The sequence below is a fragment of the Kaistia geumhonensis genome (assembly GCF_030815145.1).
GTDB classification, from domain to species: Bacteria; Pseudomonadota; Alphaproteobacteria; order Rhizobiales; family Kaistiaceae; genus Kaistia; species Kaistia geumhonensis.
In genome coordinates, this window is the sequence record NZ_JAUSWJ010000001.1 from 387,216 (window position 1) to 402,224 (window position 15,009).

At 68.8% G+C, this 15,009-nt stretch carries 15 protein-coding genes; all 15 read right to left on the minus strand.

Features of this window, described 5'->3' with window-relative positions; genetic code table 11:
• Positions 1 to 702: a ribulose-phosphate 3-epimerase gene (locus tag QO015_RS01835; RefSeq protein ID WP_266281849.1), complete on the minus strand. Its 702-nt coding sequence runs from the start codon at positions 700 to 702 to the stop codon at positions 1 to 3.
• Positions 699 to 1,511, minus strand: a complete 813-nt coding sequence (locus QO015_RS01840) for an alpha/beta fold hydrolase (protein WP_266281848.1) — start codon at positions 1,509 to 1,511, stop codon at positions 699 to 701. The genes QO015_RS01835 and QO015_RS01840 overlap by 4 nt, the downstream gene beginning before the upstream one ends.
• Positions 1,508 to 2,338, minus strand: a complete 831-nt coding sequence (locus tag QO015_RS01845; protein ID WP_266281847.1) for a sugar phosphate isomerase/epimerase family protein — start codon at positions 2,336 to 2,338, stop codon at positions 1,508 to 1,510. The genes QO015_RS01840 and QO015_RS01845 overlap by 4 nt, the downstream gene beginning before the upstream one ends.
• Positions 2,338 to 3,414 carry a Gfo/Idh/MocA family protein gene (locus QO015_RS01850; RefSeq protein ID WP_266282515.1) on the minus strand — a complete coding sequence of 359 codons (1,077 nt, stop codon included), beginning with the start codon at positions 3,412 to 3,414 and terminating at the stop codon, positions 2,338 to 2,340. Before QO015_RS01850 ends, QO015_RS01845 begins: the two co-directional genes overlap by 1 nt.
• Positions 3,415 to 3,491: 77 nt before the next feature.
• Positions 3,492 to 4,691 carry an ROK family transcriptional regulator gene (locus QO015_RS01855; RefSeq protein ID WP_266281846.1) on the minus strand — a complete coding sequence of 400 codons (1,200 nt, stop codon included), beginning with the start codon at positions 4,689 to 4,691 and terminating at the stop codon, positions 3,492 to 3,494.
• Positions 4,692 to 4,787: 96 nt separating this feature from the next.
• Positions 4,788 to 5,573: an SDR family oxidoreductase gene (locus QO015_RS01860; protein ID WP_266281845.1), complete on the minus strand. Its 786-nt coding sequence runs from the start codon at positions 5,571 to 5,573 to the stop codon at positions 4,788 to 4,790.
• A gap of 74 nt (positions 5,574 to 5,647) precedes the next feature.
• Positions 5,648 to 6,556, minus strand: a complete 909-nt coding sequence (locus QO015_RS01865; RefSeq protein ID WP_266281844.1) for an ABC transporter substrate-binding protein — start codon at positions 6,554 to 6,556, stop codon at positions 5,648 to 5,650.
• Positions 6,553 to 7,944, minus strand: a complete 1,392-nt coding sequence (locus QO015_RS01870) for an FAD/NAD(P)-dependent oxidoreductase (protein ID WP_266281843.1) — start codon at positions 7,942 to 7,944, stop codon at positions 6,553 to 6,555. The genes QO015_RS01865 and QO015_RS01870 overlap by 4 nt, the downstream gene beginning before the upstream one ends.
• Positions 7,941 to 8,201 carry a (2Fe-2S)-binding protein gene (locus tag QO015_RS01875; RefSeq protein WP_266281842.1) on the minus strand — a complete coding sequence of 87 codons (261 nt, stop codon included), beginning with the start codon at positions 8,199 to 8,201 and terminating at the stop codon, positions 7,941 to 7,943. Before QO015_RS01875 ends, QO015_RS01870 begins: the two co-directional genes overlap by 4 nt.
• Positions 8,198 to 9,346, minus strand: coding sequence for an NAD(P)/FAD-dependent oxidoreductase (locus QO015_RS01880; RefSeq protein ID WP_266281841.1), 1,149 nt, complete (start codon positions 9,344 to 9,346; stop codon positions 8,198 to 8,200). Before QO015_RS01880 ends, QO015_RS01875 begins: the two co-directional genes overlap by 4 nt.
• Positions 9,340 to 10,269: an ABC transporter substrate-binding protein gene (locus QO015_RS01885; RefSeq protein ID WP_266281840.1), complete on the minus strand. Its 930-nt coding sequence runs from the start codon at positions 10,267 to 10,269 to the stop codon at positions 9,340 to 9,342. The genes QO015_RS01880 and QO015_RS01885 overlap by 7 nt, the downstream gene beginning before the upstream one ends.
• A 12-nt stretch (positions 10,270 to 10,281) precedes the next feature.
• The gene (locus QO015_RS01890) at positions 10,282 to 11,799 is read right to left on the minus strand and encodes an aldehyde dehydrogenase family protein (RefSeq protein WP_266281839.1); all 1,518 of its coding nucleotides are present in this window, start codon (positions 11,797 to 11,799) and stop codon (positions 10,282 to 10,284) included.
• The gene (locus tag QO015_RS01895) at positions 11,799 to 13,094 is read right to left on the minus strand and encodes an LLM class flavin-dependent oxidoreductase (RefSeq protein WP_266281837.1); all 1,296 of its coding nucleotides are present in this window, start codon (positions 13,092 to 13,094) and stop codon (positions 11,799 to 11,801) included. The genes QO015_RS01890 and QO015_RS01895 overlap by 1 nt, the downstream gene beginning before the upstream one ends.
• Complete coding sequence (locus QO015_RS01900) at positions 13,091 to 14,035, minus strand: nucleoside hydrolase (RefSeq protein ID WP_266281835.1); 945 nt, start codon at positions 14,033 to 14,035, stop codon at positions 13,091 to 13,093. The genes QO015_RS01895 and QO015_RS01900 overlap by 4 nt, the downstream gene beginning before the upstream one ends.
• A gap of 13 nt (positions 14,036 to 14,048) precedes the next feature.
• Positions 14,049 to 15,002: a cupin domain-containing protein gene (locus tag QO015_RS01905; RefSeq protein ID WP_266281832.1), complete on the minus strand. Its 954-nt coding sequence runs from the start codon at positions 15,000 to 15,002 to the stop codon at positions 14,049 to 14,051.
• Positions 15,003 to 15,009 lie beyond the last annotated feature (7 nt).

Here is a 15,009-nt window from a genome sequence, read left to right on the forward strand (position 1 = left end):
TCAGCCGCTATAGGGCTGCGCATGGACCCAGCCGATGCGGGCGGCGAGATCCGGGGCGCCGAAGGCGAGCGAGCCCATCACGATCGTTTCGGCGCCGCTCGCGCGAAGCTGCGGCACGGTATGCTCGCGGATGCCGCCATCGGCGGCGACGCGCACGGAGAATCCGCTCGTGGCGACGAGGCGTCGTGCCGCGGCGATGCGTCCGGGAGCCTCGGGATCGAGGCCCTGCCCTTTGACGCCAATGCGCGTGCCGAGCAGCGTCAGGAGGCTGATCCGGGGCAGCAGGTCTTCGGCCGCCTCGACGGGCGTTCCGAGCTGGAGCACGACGCCGGCGGGCAGGTCGAGCGAATGAATGAGATCGAGTCCGGCGCCGACATTGTCGTTTTCGGCGTGGATGCTGATGAGATCGGCGCCCGCCTCGGCGAACTGCTCGATCTGTGCGAGCAGGATGCGGTCGTCGACCATCAGATGGACGTGCAGCGGCTTCTTCGTCAGTTTGCGGACCGCGGCCAACAGGTCGGGGAAATAGAGCAGCGCTGGCGAGAAATGGCCGTCGGCGACGTCGACATGATAAATGTCGACATGCGCATCGACCCGCGCGACGTCGTCCGCGACGCGGGCGAGATCGGCCGACCACAGCGAGAACTCGGCGAGAAGGCGGTCCTTCGGCAGAGCGTCGAACCAGCCGCTAGCGGGCTTCATTGCGGAATCTCCTTCAGGAAATCGGATAGCGCGGCGCGCGCCTCATGGACATAGCGCTCTCGGCTCACGGCTTTCGGCGTGATGCGGACGAGCGTCGCCTTGGGGATCGCCGCGGCGAGGGCCTCGGCATGGGCGATCGGATGGATGAAATCCTCGCCATGACCGATGACGACAGTGGGGACGGCGATGCCGGCAAGGGCGTCGCGCGTCACGCCGGGGCCGTCCGGCGCGATGGCGCGGAGCAGCGCGGCGGTCGTCTCGATCGGGGCTCGGGTAAAGAAGCCGCGTAGCGAGGCGAGATTGTCCGGCGCCTCACGCGCCAGCATCGCCGCTGTTGGCGAGGCTTCGAACAGGGCGCGGGCCTTGTCGAGCTCGTGGTTGGCGAGCAGGTTTCCAACCTCGGCGTTCGGCGCCATGTTGGCCGGGGCGCTGTCGACGAACCAGGCAGGCCGGACGAGCACCAGGCCGGACACGAGATCGGGGCGCTGCACGGCGAGGCGGAGCGCGATGGCCGCACCCATCGAAACACCGCCGATCACGACCGGCCCCCCGCCCCTCGCTTTGGCAAGCGCAGCCACGTCGTCGGCGAAGGTCGCGATCGAGAAGGCTTCCGGCGGGCCCGCCTCCGAGGCGCCGTGACCGCGGCATTCGAGCGTCAGGCAGGACCAGCCGGCATCGCCGGGAAAGAGTTCCTGAGGCTGGGCCGCGTCTCCGCAGAGCCCATGCTGGAAGATCATGCGCCGGCCGCTGCCGCTTTCCACCACGGAGAGCGAAAGCCCGGCGCGCGCGAAGGTCCCGCGCCGGCTCATGCGGCCGCCGCGCCCGAGGCGCGGAGGAAGGCTGACACGCGCGCGGCATCCTTCGCATCGAGGCCGTGCGTCACGAGCGGTCCGTCGAAGCCGGCGGACCGAAGGTCGGCGATGAAGCGGGGAAAATCGACGACGCCGTCGCCGGCCGTGGCGAAGCTGCCGTCGGGATGGCGGTCCTTGGCATGGGCGAGCACGATCTCGGGGCCGAGCAGCGCGATCGCCTCGCGGATGCGCCGCTCGCGCTCCTGCTCCGGTTCGGCCTCGAAGAGATTGGCCGGGTCGAGCACGATGCCGATGCGGTCGCTGGCGAAGAGGTCGAGGAGCGCCCGGGCCTTGGCCGCGGAAGAGACGACATTGCCGAGTTCGGGCTCGACGCCGATGACGATGCCGTGCCGCTCGGCGACCGGCAGGAGATGGCGGAACTCGGCGACGAGATCCTGCCACGCGCCGGGGCTGGCATTCTCAGGGTGGTGGCGCCACTGGTCGGCCGCATCGCGGCTGCCGGTGCAGACGGTGAGCAGCCGCGTTCCCATCGCCGGCGCGGCGGCGGCGAGCGCAGCGAAGGCGCGCCGGCCGGCCTCGCGGACCGTCAGGTCGGGGTGGATCATGTTGTAGGTCGCCGAGAGAGCCGCGATCGAAACGCCGCTGACGCGCGTTGCGCTGCTGACGGCATCGATGACGGGCGGGGCGATCGTCTCAGGCAGTGATGGCAGGCCGGAACAGGCCATGTTGTACTGAACGGTCTCGTAGCCGGCGTTGCGCGCCGCGCAGAGGACCTCGCCGGGCGTGATCCCGGGAAAGGTCTTGGCGAAGATGCCGAGCTGCATCAGACGGCTCCCGTCACGTCGGCGAGGCGGACCGGCTTGCCGGTCTTCACAGACTCCGCGATCGCCACCATGCCGCGCACGCAGGCGAGCCCGTCCTCGATATCGGCGCCGCGCATCGGCGCGCCGTCGAGGATCGTCCGCGCGAAGCCTTCGAGCTGGCGCCGGTAGAAGTGCCCGTCGGCGCCGAGGACGCGCGAGGTCGCGCCGGTCGATTCACGGAAGATGTCGACGTCGCTGGTCTTGTAGTACCAGGGATTGTAGGTCTTGCCGACGACGCTGCCCTTCTCGCCATAGATCTGGAAGCCTTCGTGCCAGTCCATGCGGACCGGGATCGTCAGGTCTAGATGGCCGAAGGCGCCATTCTCGAAGGCGATGTCGACGAACCAGCAGTAGGCGTTGAAGCGGTTGAGAAACCGGGCGTCGACCTCGGCGATCGGACCGCCGAAATAGCGCGCGGTGTCGAGCAGGTGGCTGCCGTGCGCCAGCATGAAATAGCGCTGCCGGTCGGCCTTCGGATCACCTGCCGGACGCTTCGAGCCGGCGCTCGTCACGATGAGCGGCTGCACGGCGTCGGTCATCGCATAGCGGTGGGTCGAGTCGCAGTACCAGGCCTTGATGGCGAGCAGTTCGCCCATCTCCCCATCGATGAAGTCCTTCGCGCTTTCGAGGCCCGCGTCGAAGCGCTTCATGTGGCCGACCTGCAGCACCTTGCCCGAGGCGGCGACCTCCCCCTTCAGGAGTTCGATCTCCTCGACCGAGATGCCGGCCGGCTTCTCGGTCAGGACGTGCTTTCCGGCAGAGAGCGCGGCCCGCGCCGCTGGAACGTGAAAGGCGTCGGCGGTGGCGATGATGACGGCGTCGATCTCGGGATCGGCCAGCATGGCGTCATAGCTGGAATAGGTCTTCGACGGCGCATGCATGGCGGCCATCCGGGCGAGCAGATCCGGCGCGACGTCGCAGATGGCGGTCAGCTCGGCGTTCACCGCCTTGTTGGCGCTCTCGAAATGGGCGGCCTGGGCAATCTGCCCGCAGCCGAGCACGCCCACCCTCAGCCGTCGCTCGTCTTTCGCCACCATCATGTTCTCCAGAGCTGTTCCATTTCGTTTCTTTACTAAAGTAACAAACAAATCGCAAGCGTATGCCCGGCTTTTCGTCAGCTTTCGCCCTCGCCCGTTCCAAGCTCCGGCAGGCCGAAGGCACGCTGGTGGGCCAGCGTCGCCGCGCCGATGGCGCATTCGAAGATGCCGAGCGAGGACAGGCGAAACTCGGGCATCCGCATGCCGGGCACGATATGCTCCGCCACGTCGCGCTCGACGAGAGGCAGCACCAGCGGCAGGATCGGCCGCATCACGCCGCCGAGCACCACCGTCGTCGGATTGAAGATGTTGACGAGGACGACGATGCCTCGCGCGAGGTGGCGGGCGAGTGTTTCGATCGCCGCCAGCGCCCTCGCCTCCCCCGCAGCCGCCGCGCCTGCGACCGCCGCCGGAAGCGCGACGAGGTCGGCGAGGCCCGCGCCCTGGTCGTCTCCGGTCTCGCGGGCGAGCGCCGCGAGATTGACGAAGGTCTCGAGGCAACCCGATTGCCCGCAGCTGCAACGGATTCCGTCTTCCGCGATGCGGATATGGCCGAACTCGCCGCCGGTCCCATAGGCGCCCCGCATGAGGCGTCCATTGATGATCGCGGCACCGCCGAGGCCGGTGCCGAGCTTCAGGAAGATCGTGCAGAGGCTCGGAAGCCGGGGCTCGGTATAGACCGCGCCGAAAGCCGCGGCGGCGGCGTTGTTCTCGACGAGGACCGGAAGGTCGGTCGCGGCCGACAGCAGCTCCGACAGGTTGACCGACTTCCAGCCGAGGATCGGCAAATGGACTACGAAGCCGTCCAGCGTCACCAGTCCCGGCACCGTGACGCCGACGCCGCGGATGCGCCCCTGATAGGCCGGGTCGGCGGAGAGGGCCGCCAGCTCGGCAGCGATGATGGCGACCACCGCCGCCGGCGACGTGGCGCTCGAGACCTTCCGCTCAGAGGACGAGACGATTTGCGCTGCCAGGTCGATCAGCGCGAAGCGCAGGACCCCGACGCCGATTTCCACGCCGAGGAAACAGGCGCCATCCGGCGCGAGCGCCACGGCGACGCCCGGCCGTCCCGGCTCGCGTCCGGCCTCCGTGGCAGCGGGACGGGCGACCTCGCGCAACAGCCCGCGCTCCGCCATTTCCGCCACCAGCCGCGTTACTGTGGCCGGCGTCAGCTTGAGCTGGCGGGCCATGTCGGCCCGCGTCGTCGCGCCCTCGACACGCAGCAGGCGGAGCAGGCTGCGTTCGTTCACATAGCGGGCAAGGGTCTGGTCGGCCATGCGTGGGCGGCTCCTTCGCGCCTCCCTCCTTAGAGCCTATCCCGGCTTTCTGGAAAGCGGGATAGGACCTTGCCGATGGCCGCCGTCAGACGGAGGTCAGATGATCGAGCGGCGCGAGGCGATGCCGCCGTCTACCGTCACGATGGTGCCGGTGATGTATCCAGCACGGTAGGACGAGAGAAAGACGATGAGGTCGGTCACTTCGCTGACATGGGCGGGCCGGCCGAGCGGATAGGTGCTCTCGAGCTCGCCATAGCGGTTCTCGTCGCCAAACAGGTCCTTCGCCCGCTTCCGGAGCATGTTGTAGATGCGGTCGGTGTTCACCGGGCCCGGATTGACGCCGACGACGCGGATCTTGTCGTCGAGGCTCGAACCGCCGAGCGCACGGGTGAAGTGCATCAGGCTGGCATTGCCGACCGCGCCGGCGATGTAGCGCGGATCCGTGACCTCGCCGCCATTGCCGATATTGTTGATGATGACGCCGCCGCCGGCCGCCTTCATGCGCGGGTAGTAGAGCCGGCAGAGATTGATATAGCCGAAGACCTTCAGCTCCCATCCGGCGCGCCACTTGGCCTCGTCGATGTCGAAGAGCGAGCCCGAAGGAATGACGCCGGCATTGTTGACGAGGATGTCGACATCGCCGGCCGCATCCAAGAGCCGCTCGGCAGCGCCCGGCTCCGTCAGATCGAGCGGCACCATAGTGACGCTGCGCTCCGGCATTTCGTCGGTGATCCCGGCCTTGAGGGCGGTGAGCTTTTCGACGCTGCGCGCAGTCAGCACCAGTTCGCAGCCCTCCTCGGCGAATGCCTTGGCAAGCCCGGCGCCGATCCCCTGAGAGGCGCCGGTGATCAGTACCTTCTTGCCGGTCAAACGCAGATCCATTGGGGGCTCCTCATTAGTTTCGAACGGTCATCGCGACCGGGTGTTGAAAGGTCTGCCGCGCTCGCGTGGCGAATTCAGTCTGTCGGCCAAAGATCCATTCTGATGGCAGTCTCGGGAGTGACGTCAGGAGGCAACTGGCCGTTTCGGACGAGAAAGTCATTCGTGAAGCGGAGGGCGTCGTTCGACAGATATCCAAGGCCGATCGCCGTTCCGTCGCCCCAGAGCGCCAGCTTCGCGATCTCGGCGATCATCACCTTCTGGAGGCCTGCATCCAGCGATGGATCGCGCCGGAGCACGCTTTCGACGGCCTGGTCCTGATGATCGAACGCATGCTGCCAGCCGCGGAGGCTCGCCTCCACGAAACGACCAACGAGCTTGGGCTCCCGATCGGCCAGCCGCTCCGACGTTATGATGGGATCGCGCGGGATGACGACGCCATGGTCGGCCGGATCGAACAGGACCAGATCGTCGATGCCCGCGGCGCGCAGCTTCGGCAGCTGATTGTAGAAGGTCGCCGCGGCGATATCGACGTCGCCATCAAGGAAGGGCTGCATGTCGCCGCCCTGAACGACTTCCTCGATCGCGGCCGGATCAATGCCGGCCTCCTTCAGCATCGCCCGAAGGATCAGATGGATGCCGGTATACCATGTGCTGACGCGCCGTCCGGCGAAGTCCGCCAGGGAACGGATACCCGACCGCTGACGGGCGATGTAGACGACGTCGGTCTTCTGGAAGACGGTCGCTACCGCGACGACCGGAAGGCCTTCGGCCCGCCCTGCGAGCACACTTTCGAGCCCGCCGCCCTGCGCGAAATCGGCTTCGCCGCTGGCGACGGCCCGCTCGGGATCGACGCCTGGCCCGCCGACCCGGATCTCGACGTCGAGACCGGCAGCTTCATAGACGCCAGCATCGGCCGCCACATAGTAGCCGGCGAACTGCGCCTGATGCAGCCATTTGAGTTGCAGGGATAAGCGGTTCTTCATGGCGCGGACCCACGGGTCGCTTCCAGTATGACGTCGAGCGGGACCGGACGGAGCGGGATGCGCGGCGGGTTGAAGCCGGCCGCCGCTGGCGAAGTCCCTGTCTCGGCTGCGGCGATCTCGGCCACGGCCGAGCCGCAGATGCGGCCCTGGCAGCGTCCCATTCCGGCGCGGGTCCACATCTTGGCACCGGCGACGGCGCGCGTGCCTTCGGCCAGCGCGGCGACGATCTCGCCCCTCGTCACTTCCTCGCAGCGGCAGACGATCGTGTCGTCCCGCGCGAGATCGGCGATGCCGTCCGGCGGCGGCGCAAGGCGGCCCAGCGCATGGCCGAAAGCCCGCGCCGACGCCAGAGCCCTGACGAGACCCTTGCGACGCTCTTCCATTCCGGCAGATTCGAAACCGAGCGCTGCGGCGGCCGAAAGTCCGGCCAGCGTGCCCGAGAGCCGCGCCGGCCGCGATCCGGCGATCCCCGTCACTTCTCCGGCCGCATAGACGCCTTCGACGGAGGTGAGACCGGTCGAGGGCGAGGCGACGCAGTACCAGCCGCCAAGAGCCCGATCATAGGCATGGCGGCAACGCAGCAGTGCCGTCAGCTCAATCATCGGCCGGAAGCCCCAGCCGACGAGCAGCGCGTCGATTCCGTCGATCCGTTCCGATCTCGCTGTATCGACCGTGCCGCGCTCGTCGATCGGCGCGATACGGACCGCTTCGACGCGTTCCTCGCCGAGGGCCTCGGTCACGACATGGCCACGGCGCCAGTCGGGTACGGCGCGGGCAGCGGCGATGAGGCTCACCGCCTCGGCGATGCGCGCCGGATGGCGGGCGAGAAGACCGAGCATGGCGGCGCGCGCCCGGCCCGATTCGACCAGAAGCGCCGGCGTCGCGTCGATCGAGGCGAGTGTCGCCGCGACCGCGTAGAGGAACGGGCCGTTGCCGGCGAGCGCGATGCGCCTGCCAGGCGCGGTCTTGCCGAGCTTGGCGAGACGCTGGCCGGCACCGGGCGTCATCACGCCCGGCAGCGTCCAGCCCGGAAAGGGATAGACGCGGTCCTGCGCGCCGCTCGCCACGACGATGCTGCGCGCCTGAAACGTGATCGGTCCTTCGGCGTCGTTTGCCATGATCTCGCCGCCCGGAAAGGCGGCCCAGACCTCGGCGCCGGAGTGGATTGCGACGCCGGCGGCTCGGGCCGAGGCGATCGCCGTACTGCCCTCCGCGGCTTGCTGGCTCGTGGCCCCGGCGACGGGATCCTGCATCCAGTACTGCCCGCCTGGCGCCGCGCCGGCATCGACGAGGTCGACACGGGCACCGGCCCCGGCCGCGGCGATGGCCGCGGAGAGACCGGCGGGACCGCCGCCGACGACGAGAATGTCGGTTTCGACGCGCCTCATGACGGATTGCCCGATGCAAGGCTCGTCTCGATGCGCATGCCGTCGCGGATCGGCGTCATGCAGGCACGTCGATCAGCAACGCCGTCGACGGTCACGAGGCAGTCGAAGCAGACGCCCATCCCGCAGAAGAGCCCGCGCGGCGCGCCTTCCCGCGTGCGCCGCATCGCCGGGCCGAGGCGGTGCATGAGCGCGCCGAGCGGCCGGCCGGCTTCGGCAACGACCGCCACGCCATCGACGAAGATGGTCACCTCGGTCATGCGGCGGCCCTCTCGACGAAGCGGTCGGGCCGATAGATGTCGTCGCGGAACGGCGATTCCTTGCCGGCGATCCGGTCGGCGACGATCCTGGCCATGCCGAGCGAGCGGACGAAGCCGGTGCCGCCGTCGCCGGCCGCCACGAAGAGGCCGTCCGGTCCGGCCGGTCCCGTCAGGAAGCGGTCGTCCGGCGTGACCGCCTCGTAGCGGACCCAGGAGCGCAGGAGATCGAGCGCCGCGAGGCGCGGGAAGAGGAAGAGCAGCGTATCGACGGAATCATGGACGAAGGCGCGGTCGACTTCCGGCACCGAGTCGCGGCCGCCGGCCGCCGTCACGCCGCCTTCGAGAACCGTGTTGAAGAGGACCTGCCCGCTCGCCGCCTGCTGGATCTGCGTATAGCCGGCATCGACGCCGCCCTCGGCCTTGCAGGCGCCGACGACCGTGCGGATGACGGGACGCGTCGCCACCGTGGCGAGGCACTGCGCCTTGCGCGGCACGATGGGGAGGTCGACGCCCGCCGTGGCCGCGAGGTCCTGCGTCCACGGCCCGCCGGCGATCACCACAAGCGGCGCCTCGAAGCGTCCGACCGCGGTCTCGACGCCGGCGACCCGTCCGCCGGCCGTCAGGATCCGGGTCGCGGCGGCGCCGGCGACGATCCCGGCGCCACCGGAGCGCGCGGCATCGAGGAGCGTTCGGACCGCGAGGAAGGGATTGACCACGGCGGAGTTCGGCGACCAGGTCGCGGCAACGATCGGGCCGGTCAGTTCGGGCTCGATGCGGCGCACCGCGTCGGGTTCCAGCAGTTCCGGCGCGAGGCCCGCGGCGCGCTCGATGCCGATCCAGGTTTCCGCCGACCGACGCTCGCCGTCATGCTTCAGGAAGCGAAGCTGGCCGCAGCGGCTGTATTCGAAGCGCGGCGCCTGTGCGTCCAGCGCGGCCCAGGCGTCGCAGCACCATGCGAGGAGCGGCAGTTCCTCCTCGTCCATCATATGCGTGCCGATGCAGGCGAGGCTGGCGCCCGAGACGGCGCCGCCCGGCACGCCCTGCTCCAGCACCGTGACCCGGCGGCCGGCGGCCGAGAGCGCGGCCGCGACCGCAGCGCCGACGACTCCCGCGCCGACGACGATCGCGTCCGCCCGATTCACCATGAGCGGCTCCTCACGGCCTCGGGCGCCTTCTCCCAGAAGCGGGTATCGACGAGGCCCTTGATGGACCCCGGCGCATGGCCCTCGACCTCCGCCATCGCCTTCAGCGCCTGTTCCATATGGCGCGGCTCCGGATAGCCGAGCCCGTCCGTCAGCGTGGCGCCGGTCAGCGCGAGGGCGCGGATGTCGGCGAGCTGTCCCTCCTGCTCCAGCCGGCTCATGTCGGGCCGCAGCCGCGTCGAGAGCGAGAGCGCGGCTTCGAGATCGTGGAAGGCCTTGGTCCAGCCGGCGAGCACGGCAGTCACGACAGCCTGCGTCGCCTCCGGATAGGTCTCGACGAAGTCGCGGCGGGCCACCAGCCCGTCCTTGATGAGCGATGCTCCGTAGTCGGCGGCGCGGAAACAGATGAAGTCGTCGAGCGAGCCGGCCGAGTGCTCCAGATGGTGGATCTCGTGATAGGTCGTCATCTGCGCCGCGTCGACGCTGCCCTCGATCATCGCCGCGACGGTGTCGGAGACCGGGACACGCTCATAGGCATCGGACGGAACGCCGGCGCGATGCAGCATCCAGGTGAGTTCGAGGTCCTCGCGGCCCGGCCAGACGCCGATGCGGCGACCGACGAGATCGCGCGGCCGTTCGATGCCGCGGCTGCGGCGTGCCGGGTAGACCAGCGCGCTCGCCTGCTGGATCGCCAGCAGGAAGACGAGCTCTTCGGCGCGGCCGCTTTCCATCATATGGGCCGGGCTCGCAACGGCGAAGGCGACGTCGCCGTCGAGCACGGCGGCGATCGGTCCCTTGGCGAAATCGAGCGGCACGCAGCGGATGTCGACCCCGGCATCGAGGCCGAGGCCCTCATGCTCGGCGATGAGATAGCCGGCGAATTGCGGCTGCGGATGCCAGAGAAGGCGAATGCGGATCGTCTGCATGAATAATCTCTCTCAGCCGTAGCGCTTGCCGCCGGCGAACCAGTCGTCGAAGCCCGGTGCCGTCGAGACGACCACGTTGCGCTTCTTCTGATAGGTCTTCAGGGCGTCCCAGCCGTTTTCCTTGCCGTAGCCGCTGTCGCCGAAGCCTCCCCAGATCGAGCGGGGGTCATTCTTGTGGTGGTCGTTGATCCAGACCATGCCGGCGCGGATGCGGCCCGCGACGCGGTGAGCCCGGGCCACGTCGCGCGTCCACACGGACGCGCCGAGCGCGTAGGGGCTGTCATTGGCGAGCAGCAACGCCTCCGTCTCGTCGGCGAAGGGCGTCACGGCGGCGACCGGGCCGAACACCTCCTCGCGGAAGAGCGCCATCTCCGGAGTGACACCGTCGAAGACCGTCGGCTCGACGTAGAAGCCCTGCGCGAAAGGCTCGGGCAGCTCGGGGACGCCGCCGCCCGCGACACAGCGCGCACCGGCTTTCGCCGCGGCCTCGATATGGGCCAGCGAGCGGGCCTGCGAGGCCGCCGAGATCACCGGCCCCATATCGGTCACCGGATCTGCGGGATCACCGACGCGGAGCATGCGTGCTCGCCGCGCCAGAGCCTCGACGAAGGCGTCGTGCACCGAGGCCTCGACGAGGAAGCGGCTGGCGGAAACGCAGGTCTGTCCCGAGGCGACGAAGGCGGCGAAGGCGGCGCCGGCCGCGGCTTCCTCGATGTCCGTGTCGGCGAAGACGACGACCGGCGTCTTGCCGCCGAGTTCGAGCGTGCAGGGCACCAGCCGCGCGGCCGCGGCGGCCGCGACGCGCTTGCCGGTCGCGGTGCCGCCTGTGAGATCGATATGGCGCACGGCCGGCGCGGCGCAGAGCAGCGCCCCCGTCGTTCCATCGCCGGTGACGACATTGACGACGCCCGGGGGCAGGCCGGCCTCGCGACACCAGTCGGCGAAGAGCAGCGGCGTCGCCGGCGCCAGTTCCGACGGCTTGATGACGACGGTGTTGCCGGCCGCGAGCGCCGCGGCGAGCTTCTTCACCAGGATGAGGATCGGATGGTTCCAGGGGGTCAGCAGCGCGCAGACGCCGTGCGGCTCCCAAGCCGTGTAAGCGAGGAAGCCGCCGCGCAGGCGGTTCGATTCGCCCTCAAGCCCGGCCGCGATGCCGCCAAAATAGTCGAGCCATTCCGGGATGCGGCTCATCTGCGCGCGCATCTCGCGGACCGCGCGGCCGGTGATCGCCGATTCGAGGCTCGCCAGCGTTCCGATGCGTGCGCGGACGATCTCCGCTATGGCGCGAAGATGCCGCCCGCGATCGAGCGGATCGAGCGCCGCCCAGGCCGGGAAAGCCGCCTCGGCAGCCGCCACGGCGGCGTCGACATCGGCAGCATCGGCGATCGGCACGGACCCGTAGACGTGACGGTTCGCGGGGCTGGCGACATCGATGCGGCCGCTGCCGGACGCCTCACGCCACGCGCCGCCGATATGCAGCAGATTGCCTGATAGAAAGGCTGGATCGACGCCGTCGAAGGCGGAAGTCATCACATGCGCTCCGGTCTTTCGAGTCCGAGATGGTCGCGCAGTGTGGTGCCTTCATAGTCGGCGCGGAAGAGGCCGCGCTCCTGCAGGATCGGCACGACGAGGTCGACGAAATCGTCGAGCCCGGCCGGGAAATAGGGCGGCATCACGTTGAAGCCGTCGGCGGCGCCGTTCTCGAACCAGTGCTGCAGCGTGTCGGCCACGGTCTCGGCCGAGCCGCACAGAACCCAGTGGCCGCGTGCCGCAGCGGTCAGGTTATAGAGATCGCGCAGCGTCATGTTCTCGCGCCGCGCCTTGGCCAGCATCACCTTGGCGAAGGCGTGATAGGCGTCGTTCTCGCCGAGATCGGGCACCGGGCCGTCGAGGTCATAGGCGCTCATGTCGGTGCCGAAGCGATCCGACAGGATCTGAAGCGCATTAGTGCCGGAGACGAAGCTCTGCAGAAGCTTCAGCTTGTCGAAGGCCTCGCGGTCGGTGCGCCCGACCACCGGCATGACGCCGGGGAGCATGGTGACCTCGCTCGGCGAGCGACCGAACGCCGGCAGCAGCGCCTTGAAGCCGTCATACTGCGCCTTGGCCTCGGCGAAGTCCTGGACGACCGAGAAGACGACATCGGCGGTGCGCGCGGCGAGCCGCTGGCCCGGGGCCGAGCCGCCCGCCTGCAACACGATCGGCCGGCCCTGTGGGGCTCGCCCGATATTGAGCGGGCCCTTCACCTTGAACCATTTGCCGTCATGATCGAGCGCGCGGACCTTGGCCGGATCGATATAGAGTCCGCTGGCGCGGTCTGCGACGATGGCGTCGTCCGCCCAGCAGTCCCAGAGGCCCTTCACGACATCGACGAACTCTTCCGCGATCTCGTAGCGAAGCGAGTGATCGGGATGCTCGCGGCCGAAATTCGCACCCGAGGTGGCATTCGAGGTGGTGACCGCGTTCCATGCCGCGCGCCCGTTCGAGATGTGATCGAGCGAGGCGAAGGCCCGCGCGGTCGAGAACGGATCGCCATAGGTCGTCGATGCGGTCGCGCCGAGGCCGATACGGCTGGTCGTCACCGCCAGCGCCGACAGCATGGTCAGCGGCTCGAGACGCAGCGTGTAGGACGGGTGGGCGGCCGGGTCGGCGTAGAGGTTGTCGCCCATGAAGATCAGGTCGAACTTGCCCCGCTCGGCGATGCGGCCGATCTCCTGGATGCTGGCGAGGTCCTGGAAGCTGTCGAATGCGCCCGGATAGCGCCAGCCGGCCACATGGCTGCCTGTGCCGAGAATGAAGAGCCCGAGATGGATCTGTCGTTTCGTCATTTCAGCACCGAGATCAGCATGTCCGTGAAGGCGGCCGTATCGGCGCGGCGCACGATGCGGGCATTGGCGTCGCGATCCTCCCAGCGCTCGACGAGACGGGGGGGATGAACGCTCGACCAGCCGCGCGTCGTCTCTCCTCCTACCTCGACATCGACGACGACATCCGCGCTTTCGAGGATGAGGCTTTCGTCGATCGCCATGGCGCAGGTGAGGGAATCGGGATGGGTGGAGATAGTTTCGCCATAGCGCGCAAAGGCGACCTTCCGCGGGGTCTCCGTCACGTCCATGAAGAACTGCGACAAGGGCGTCCCGAGAGCCTCGATCCGCCCGACCGCTTCGGCGTCGATCGAGCCCGAGGTCAGCGTCAGCGTCCATGTCGAGAGCGTGATGGCGAAACCGGCGCCGAACACGATCTTGGCCGCTTCCGGATCCACGAAGAAGTTGAACTCCGCCGCGGGCGTCACATTGCCGACGGCGTTGTCGGTGCCGCCCATGATCCAGAGATGCTTGAGCGCCCCGGCGATGCGCGGCTCCTTGAGATAGGCCAGCGCGATATTGGTGAGCGGCGCCTGGGCGATGATCGAGATCTCGCCGGGATTGGCCATCACGAGGTCGATGATCGCGTCGATGGCGTGACTGGATTCCGGCCGCTGGCGCGCGGGCGGAAACACCATTTCGCTCATGCCGTTCGAGCCATGGAAGCTGGCCGCTTCCCAGCGGCCCATCAACGGCCGTGCGCTGCCGAGATAGACCGGGACCTCCCCGCCCCTCCCCGCCACCTCGATCGTGTGCAGCGCGTTCTCGACCTGCTGATCGAAGGCGACATTGCCGTTGCAGATCGTGACGGCCTCGAGCTGCGCGGCGGGATGGCGGAGTCCGAGCAGCAGCGAGAAGCAATCGTCGCCGGCGGTGTCGGTATCGATGATCAGGCGGGTAGGCATGTGGGCGAAGAACTCAATCGAGGAAGGCGAAGCCCATGGTGCGGGCGTGGTAGTGCAGCCCGCCATCCTGGACGATCAGGAACATCGCGCGCTCGGCGCTGTCGTTGTGGTGCGAATGCGGCTCGGTGGCCGGCGTGACGAGGGTCGCGAAGGGCGACCAGTCGCACTTCTCGCCGCCGACCATGGAGTGGCAGCGGTCGCCCTTGAGAATGAGCGTGATCGCCGCCGAATTGTGCCGATGCGCGCGCTGCTGCTCGCCGGGCGGAACGGTGTTCAACGACAGCGTCAGCGTTGGCAGGATGTTGCGGGCCTTTTCCTGCCGATCGGACGAGAAGATCAGCGCAATGCCTGAGGTCGTCGCGTTCTGCGAGGCAGCGACGACGCGCTGAAGCTGCGCCGCGATCTCGGCGGCCGGATAGTGCACCACCTCGACCGGCGCCTCGCCGGCCGCCGCCGGACGGAGGCTGTCGAAGGCGAGCTGCGGTTCGTTGGTGACGACCCAGAGCACCGCGCCGCCATCCTTCGCGGTCAGCGCCGTGGGAACGCCGCCGGGCGCCAGGAACACGTCACCCGGACCGAAACCGACCTTGTCGCTCCCGATCACGGCCGTCCCCGAGCCTCGGATGACATACCAGATGGCGCCGGTCGCCAGGAAATCCACGGTGAGGGTGGCCCGCGGGGCGATCGCGGCGTAGCGCGCCAGCATCAGCGGCGTCGTGGCGGCGAAGGGAGCGCCGATGGATTCCGACTGGTCGCAGGCGAAGAAGCCGGTCTCGCCCGAGGCCAGCGCCGCATCGACCTCTTCCGTGAAGCGTGCGGCCGGGACCTTGGGCAGCTTGACGTTGAAGGCATTGCCCGAATTGAAGAATCTCGCCCTGGCCTCGGCCGCGCTCGACGGCGATGCGGGAAGCTGGACCGGCATGTCCGCCATGTCGATCGGCGGAGCGTTGGTCGCGGCGTTCGTCATGTCCACG

Coding starts and splice junctions, on each gene's coding strand:
- QO015_RS01885 (WP_266281840.1), bottom strand. CDS start 10,269: ATGCAGACGATCCGCATTCGCCTTCTCTGGCATCCGCAGCCGCAATTC.
- QO015_RS01835 (WP_266281849.1), bottom strand. CDS start 702: ATGAAGCCCGCTAGCGGCTGGTTCGACGCTCTGCCGAAGGACCGCCTT.
- QO015_RS01860 (WP_266281845.1), bottom strand. CDS start 5,573: ATGGATCTGCGTTTGACCGGCAAGAAGGTACTGATCACCGGCGCCTCT.
- QO015_RS01845 (WP_266281847.1), bottom strand. CDS start 2,338: ATGCAGCTCGGCATCTTCGCCAAGACCTTTCCCGGGATCACGCCCGGC.
- QO015_RS01895 (WP_266281837.1), bottom strand. CDS start 13,094: ATGACGAAACGACAGATCCATCTCGGGCTCTTCATTCTCGGCACAGGC.
- QO015_RS01905 (WP_266281832.1), bottom strand. CDS start 15,002: ATGACGAACGCCGCGACCAACGCTCCGCCGATCGACATGGCGGACATG.
- QO015_RS01890 (WP_266281839.1), bottom strand. CDS start 11,799: ATGACTTCCGCCTTCGACGGCGTCGATCCAGCCTTTCTATCAGGCAAT.
- QO015_RS01840 (WP_266281848.1), bottom strand. CDS start 1,511: ATGAGCCGGCGCGGGACCTTCGCGCGCGCCGGGCTTTCGCTCTCCGTG.
- QO015_RS01870 (WP_266281843.1), bottom strand. CDS start 7,944: ATGAGGCGCGTCGAAACCGACATTCTCGTCGTCGGCGGCGGTCCCGCC.
- QO015_RS01865 (WP_266281844.1), bottom strand. CDS start 6,556: ATGAAGAACCGCTTATCCCTGCAACTCAAATGGCTGCATCAGGCGCAG.
- QO015_RS01850 (WP_266282515.1), bottom strand. CDS start 3,414: ATGGTGGCGAAAGACGAGCGACGGCTGAGGGTGGGCGTGCTCGGCTGC.
- QO015_RS01855 (WP_266281846.1), bottom strand. CDS start 4,691: ATGGCCGACCAGACCCTTGCCCGCTATGTGAACGAACGCAGCCTGCTC.
- QO015_RS01875 (WP_266281842.1), bottom strand. CDS start 8,201: ATGACCGAGGTGACCATCTTCGTCGATGGCGTGGCGGTCGTTGCCGAA.
- QO015_RS01900 (WP_266281835.1), bottom strand. CDS start 14,035: ATGCCTACCCGCCTGATCATCGATACCGACACCGCCGGCGACGATTGC.
- QO015_RS01880 (WP_266281841.1), bottom strand. CDS start 9,346: ATGGTGAATCGGGCGGACGCGATCGTCGTCGGCGCGGGAGTCGTCGGC.